The organism is Actinomycetes bacterium (assembly GCA_036510875.1).
GTDB lineage: Bacteria > Actinomycetota > Actinomycetes > Prado026 > Prado026 > DATCDE01.
Genome location: DATCDE010000200.1, coordinates 1 through 6339, shown reverse-complemented (window position 1 = coordinate 6339; position 6339 = coordinate 1). Strand labels below are relative to the sequence as shown.

6 protein-coding genes are annotated in these 6339 nt (G+C 69.8%); all 6 read right to left on the bottom strand.

Features of this window, described 5'->3' with window-relative positions:
- Positions 1-15: 15 nt before the first annotated feature.
- Positions 16-966: a Ppx/GppA phosphatase family protein gene (locus tag VIM19_11805; protein ID HEY5185561.1), complete on the bottom strand. Its 951-nt coding sequence runs from the start codon at positions 964-966 to the stop codon at positions 16-18.
- Positions 954-1442 (bottom strand): DUF501 domain-containing protein, encoded by a 489-nt coding sequence (locus VIM19_11800; protein HEY5185560.1) that lies wholly within the window; start codon positions 1440-1442, stop codon positions 954-956. Before VIM19_11800 ends, VIM19_11805 begins: the two co-directional genes overlap by 13 nt.
- On the bottom strand, positions 1439-1969 hold the full coding sequence (locus VIM19_11795; GenBank protein HEY5185559.1) for a septum formation initiator family protein: 531 nt from the start codon (positions 1967-1969) through the stop codon (positions 1439-1441). Before VIM19_11795 ends, VIM19_11800 begins: the two co-directional genes overlap by 4 nt.
- A gap of 12 nt (positions 1970-1981) precedes the next feature.
- Positions 1982-3259 (bottom strand): phosphopyruvate hydratase, encoded by a 1278-nt coding sequence (eno, locus tag VIM19_11790; GenBank protein ID HEY5185558.1) that lies wholly within the window; start codon positions 3257-3259, stop codon positions 1982-1984.
- Positions 3260-3396: 137 nt separating this feature from the next.
- A complete protein-coding gene (locus tag VIM19_11785; GenBank protein ID HEY5185557.1) occupies positions 3397-5310 on the bottom strand; it encodes a cell wall-binding repeat-containing protein in 1914 nt (637 codons plus the stop codon).
- Between the two features lie 493 nt (positions 5311-5803).
- The coding region (locus VIM19_11780) for a DUF4143 domain-containing protein (protein ID HEY5185556.1) at positions 5804-6339 on the bottom strand (536 nt) is incomplete at its 5' end.

Genomic DNA, 6339 nt, shown 5'->3' with positions numbered 1-6339 from the left:
GTCAAGGGCAGGGACCTATGACCCGCCCGCCTGGCGCGCCGCGCTCCAGGCGATCCCGTCGAGGATGTCGTGCTCGGACACCAGCACCGAGGGCAGTCCGGTCCGCTCCAGGATGACTTGCAGCACCAGGGCACCCGCCCCGATCACGTCCACCCTCCCGGGGTGCATCACCGGGACGGCGGCCCGCTCGGCCCGGGTGGCCGCCAGCAGCCGCTCAGCCAGGTCGTGGACCGCCGTTGCGGCCAGCCGGTAGTGGTGGGTCACCCGGGCGTCGTAGGCCGGGATACCGGCGTCCATGGCCGCGAGGGTGGTCACCGTGCCGGCCAGCCCGACCAGCGTGCGGGCCTGCCCGAACGGCACGGCGGCGGCCGCCCGGTCCACCGCCGCAGCAACATCCGCCCGCGCCGCGGCGACCTCCGCGAAGGACGGCGGGTCGCCGTGCAGGTGCCGCTCGGTCATCCGCACGCACCCGACGTCCACCGAGGTCGCGGCGGACGGCGACGACGAGCCCAGCACGAACTCGGTAGAGCCCCCGCCGATGTCCACCACGAGGAACGGCCCCTCCTCGCGGCCCACCAGCTCGCGGGTGGCCCCGGCGAAGGACAGCCTGGCCTCCTCCTCCCCCGACACCACCGCGGGCTCTACGCCGAACCGCTCGACCACCCCGGCCACGAACTCATCGCGGTTCTCCGCGTCCCGGGACGCCGACGTCGCCACGAACCGCAGCCGCTCCGCACCCAGGGACGAGATCTGCGCGGCGTACCGGTCGCAGGCCGCGAAGGTGCGGGCCAGCGCCTCCGGGGCCAGCCGCCCGGTGCGGTCCACGCCCTGCCCGAGCCGCACCACCTCCATGGTGCGGACCAGGTCGACCAGCATGCCGGCATCCGGATCGACGTCGGCGACGAGCAGCCGGATCGAGTTGGTGCCGCAGTCGATCGCCGCTACTCGGCGCCCTACCCCACGCACCGGCCGGCCTCCCACCACCGGGGCAGCAGCGCCAGTGCCTCGTCGCCCAGCGGGTTCACCCCGGGGCCGGCGGCCAGCGCGTGCGCCACCAGCACGTGCAGGCACTTGACCCGGTCCGGCATGCCTCCGGCGGAGATCCCCTCCAGCTCGGGCACGTCCGCGATCCGCGATCGCTCGGTGACGTAAGCCAGGTGCGCCGCCCGGTACGCGGCGGCCAGCTCGGGGGCGGTGTCCAGCCTGGACTGCATCTCCCGCATGACCCCCTGCGACTCCAGCGTGCTCACCGCGCCGGTCGCCCGCGGGCAGGTCAGGTAGTACAGCGTCGGGAACGGCGTGCCGTCGGGCAGCCGAGGATCGGTCTCGACGACGTCCGGCAGCCCACACGGGCAACGGTGCGCGACCCGGCGCAGCCCCCGCGGCGGCCGGCCCAGCTGGGCCTCGACCACGGCAACATCCGCGGGGGAGTCGAAGCTCACGGCTTGGACGGCGGCGCGTCCGCGGCCTTCACGGAGTCCCACAGGTTGCTGAACCACGCCTTCGGCGGCGGCGCCCCCTGCGTCGGCGCGTCGTTCTGGGTCGGCTGTGGCGTGCCGAGCACCACGAAGCCGGTCTCCCCCGGCAGCACGAAGTGCAGCCGGTCCCGCGCCTGCGCCTCCACATACGCCGGGTCGGCCCAGCGCTTCTTCAGCGCCTCGAGCGCGTCGACCCGGGCCTGGGTCGACGCCGCCTGGGCGCGCAGCTGGTCCAGCTGGGCCTGCTGGCGCATGAACTCCCGGACCGGCCAGGCGAACGCGACCACGAGCAGCGCCAGCACGAGGAACAGCATGGCGGCCCGTCCGGTGAGCTTCGGCCGGGAGGGCGGCGCCTCGTCGGCCGGGCGCCGGGCCTCCGGACGGTCCCGCCGTCCAGCCGCAGCCACCCGTGGCGCGGCTCCCGGCCGGGACGCCGAGGAGCGCGCTCGCCCGCCCGAGGGCCGGGTGGGGGAGGTGCCGCGCGCTGCCATGCCTCCCAGGATCTACGAGGTGAACCTCGGAAACGCGGAGCGACCCGCGTAACGTGCCGCGTCGTCCAGCTCCTCCTCGATGCGCATGAGCTGGTTGTACTTGGCCACCCGCTCGCTGCGAGCCGGGGCACCGGACTTGATCTGCCCGGCGTCCGTGGCCACGACCAGGTCGGCGATCGTGGTGTCCTCGGTCTCGCCGGAGCGGTGGCTGAACATGCAGCGCATGCCACTGCGGTGGGCCAGGGTGACGGCGTCCAGGGTCTCGGTGAGCGTGCCGATCTGGTTGACCTTCACCAGCAGCGCGTTCGCGGACTTCTCTTCGATGCCTCGCTGCAGCCGCACCGGGTTGGTGACGAACAGGTCGTCGCCGACGACCTGCACCCGCTCGCCGAGGGCCGCGGTGAGGGCGTTCCAGCCGTTCCAGTCCTCTTCGGCCAGCGGGTCCTCGAGGGAGACCAGCGGGTAGGCGTCGACCAGGCCGGCGTAGTACTCGGTCATCTGCTCGGCGGTCTTCTCGCCGCCCTCGAACCGGTAGTACCCGTTGACGAAGAACTCGGTGGCCGCGGCGTCGAGCGCGACGGCGACGTCGGCACCCGGGCGCAGGCCGGCCTTCTCGATGGCCTCGAGGATCGCGTCGAGCGCGGCCCGGTTGCTGTCCAGGTTGGGTGCGAAGCCGCCCTCGTCGCCCAGCCCGGTGGCCAGGCCCTTGGTCTTGAGCACCGACTTCAGCGCGTGGTAGGTCTCGGCGCCCCAGCGCAGCGCCTCCGCGAAGGTCGCCGCGCCGATCGGCGCGACCATGAACTCCTGGATGTCGACGTTGCTGTCGGCGTGCGCGCCACCGTTGATGATGTTCATGAACGGCACCGGCAGCACGTGTGCGTTCGGGCCGCCGACGTAGCGGAACAGCGGCAGGTCGGCCGAGTCGGCCGCTGCGCGGGCCACCGCCAGCGAGACGCCGAGGATGGCGTTAGCGCCGAGCCGGGACTTGTCGGGGGTGCCGTCGAGGTCGATGAGCGTCTGGTCCACCAGCCGCTGCTCCGACGCCTCGTAGCCGAGCAGTTCGGGGCCGATCTCGTCGATGACGGCGAGCACGGCCTTGCCGACGCCCTTGCCGCCGTAGCGCTCGTCGCCGTCCCGGAGCTCGACCGCCTCGAATGCGCCGGTGGAGGCACCCGAGGGGACGGCGGCGCGGGCGATAGTGCCGTCGTCGAGAGCGACCTCGACCTCGACGGTTGGGTTGCCACGCGAGTCCAGGATCTCGCGGGCGCCGACGGCCTCGATGCTTGCCACGGTGGGCTCCTTCGCGCTGCGTGCTACGGACGAAACACTTCTGACGACCCTATCGAGGGCGGGCGGACATGCGTCAGGGGGGCCGGGACGAATCCCGGCCCCCCTGACGAGGTGCTGTCGTGCTAGGTACTGCTAGTTCAGCCTGCGAGCGCCACTGCTGCGGCGTTCATGACTGCCGGGCTAACCGCCCCGGTCAGACCGAGCGCGTTCAGCGTCGTAACAAACGGGCCGACCGTGCTCTTGCCGAGGTACGCCGGCGCACCCGGGCCGAGGACTGTCGGCGACTGGGCCAACAGGATCACCGCGCCTGGAGCGGTACCGGCCACCGGGCCCGCCGTCAGAGCGTCCGGGAAGTCAGCGCCGGTGGCGATGTGCACCGTTGCCTTCGAGAACGCCAGCCCCGGCGGGGTCGTTGTGATCGCGTTGGTCTCCCAGGTCGCGATCGCTGCCGCGGTCAGGGTCCGGTCAGCGCCCGCCAAGCGAGCGGTGATCGTGATGCCGAGGCCCTTGATCGCAGTCTCGACCGCGGTGGACACCGCGCCGGTGCCACCCACGATGACCACGTTGGTCACGCCCATGTCGACCAGCTGCTGCTGGGCAGACGGGGCGAGTGCCGCGGGGGTCGTGAGGAGCAGCGGGAACTGCTTGTTGTAGACCGCAGGCCCGACCGACAGCGCGTCAGCGAAGACCGCCCCAGTGGCAATGACGGCCGTGGAGTGGGTCGCGAACTGGTGCTCGTTGACGATCTTGTTGGTCGCGTAACGGTCAGCGCCGCCGAGCCGGATCACGTTGATGAACGGGCCAGTCGAGTTATTCGAGACGTGCAACGCGGCGATCTGGTTCTCGATCGCCAAGCTCACCGCACCGGGCCCACCGACGATGTAGACGGTCCCGATCGGGTTGGTGACCATCGTGTTGAGGGTGATGGACGGCAGCACCTTCGGCTGGGTCAACAAGATCCCCGTGCCGTTCTGGGCCGCCAGGAAGCCGGCAGACAACGCGTCCGGGAAGAGCGCCCCGGTGGCCAGCACAACGCTGGTCGCATTGTGCGCGGGGAACTTCGCGTTGAACAGCGCTGCAGCGGTTGCATAGCGGTCAGTGCCACCGACCCGCGATTGGTTCACAACGGAAGCCACCGTGGCCGCCGAGCCAATCACAGTGCCGCCAAAGTCTGCCGTCACCGTCACCGGGCCGACATATGCCGCGGGGATATCGATCTTGGCACCACTGAGGACGAAGGTGTTTGCCGACGTTGTCGGGATCGTGCCAGTCGCCAGAGTCGCTGTCAGGGTGTTCGCGCCAAGAGCGCTGTATGTCCACGTGGTACCCGAGGGACCCGTGAGCGTTGGCGTAGAACCTGCAGTGAATACGGCACCGGCGGGGGCCAGTGTGAACTTGATCGGGCTGTTAATGACGTGGGAATTCACGTCAGAGGCGGTCAAGGTACCCAGAGCCACACCGGAGATGACTGCGGCCGAGCCGCTCACGGGGACGACCGAGGCCGCGACGAACTTGGTGTTCGCGACGGTAGCGTTGGACACCGACGCAGGTGCTGGTGCAGAGAGCGAGCCATTGGCCGCGAGCCCAAGGTTGACGTTGCCCACCGCGGTGGAGCCGGTCGTGTACTTGATCCCACCGAGCGTGATCGCAAAGACATCAGTGGCGCCGGTCGTGCTGGCCGGGCTGTTGAATGTAACGGTGACGACGTCCTTGATGCCAGCGGCTGTGCACTGTGCACTGCTGCTCGTTGCGGAAAGTGCGGAAACAGGACTCGGCTTCGTCGCGGTCCCGGCCGCTCCGGTCGCTTGTACAAAGGGACCAGAAACAGTCACTGTTGGTGCCGCGCTGAACGAGACCGCGTTCGCCAGGTGAGCTGCGGTGTCGCACAGGTTGCCGGCGATCGTGAAGGTAGCCGTAGCACCGGTGGTCCACCCGTTCGTCGTCCAGTACTCGATGTCACCCGCGGCCTGGTTCGCCAAACCTGGGTAGATCGTGGTCTGGCCTGCGCCTGCGGTGGTCAGCTGGTAGGTACCAGCGGCCGGAGTTGCCACCGCGGATGCCAGCCCGCCGGTTGCTACGAGCGTGCCCGCGATGACCGCGGCTGCCAGCCCACCGGCTCCCGCACGGCGCAACCTCATGGTTGCTGTACTCACAAGTGCCTCCTCGAAGAAGCATGTCGTTGTCTGTGTGGGGAACCTTCCCCGGTGGTCAGCCCTGGGCGGGGCCTCCCAAGCAGCCGGATCCTCGTGCAACATCACTCGCACCCAACTGCGCCGAACCCTACACCGTGATCGTTCTTGGACAAGTACGCAGCGTCACGGCGCGCCACGCACCACGGAGCCGATAGGAAAGAAACTGCTCCCCTTCAGGAAAACGACGTCCGATGGACCCACAGAAGCACAGTCCCCCACACACCTTCGGCGCGCTGAGTGACCTGCGTTCACTTACATGGATCATGACGATTCGACCCTACCGCACTTGGTCCCATGCATCACAGGACCTTGGTCATTCCACCCCTCGACCCCTTGCGGGGCAGCGCTCAGATCAGGTGCCGTATGTCTGATTCGTCTCAGTTGATCCTTGTCTGACACTCCCACCAGCCTGCCGACACAGCGTCACGAACAACACCCAGACGGCCGACACCTGACCGCTGCCGAGGGTGAGCAGGTGCCGCGGTGGTGGTGAGCCGTTCACCAGGCTGGCGTCGTGCCGATCCAGCACGCTCAGCTCGGGACGTGCGTCGGCTAGGTCGGCAGCCAGCTCGCCTCCGCGCAGCGCCGCCACGACCTGCCGGCCGGGACGAACGATGACGAAGTCGATCTCCCGCTGGCACGCCTTGGTCCGCAGGTGGTGGACCCGTGCCTCAGCCGCCTGGGCGAACACCCGCACGCTGAGCGCGACCAGCAACTCGAACAGGGCGCCCAGCAACGTCCCGTCACGTGGGACGGGCGGACCGACCGGTGCTCCGTCGAGCAGCCGGGCTGCGAGGGCTGGGTCGGCCGGTGGTGCTTGGGTGCGCCGGTGAGTTTGCTCAGGAGGTTCTTCGTCGGCAGCCAGGCCGGGAGGGGGTCGACGATCCA

Coding starts and splice junctions, on each gene's coding strand:
- VIM19_11795 (HEY5185559.1), bottom strand. CDS start 1,969: ATGGCAGCGCGCGGCACCTCCCCCACCCGGCCCTCGGGCGGGCGAGCG.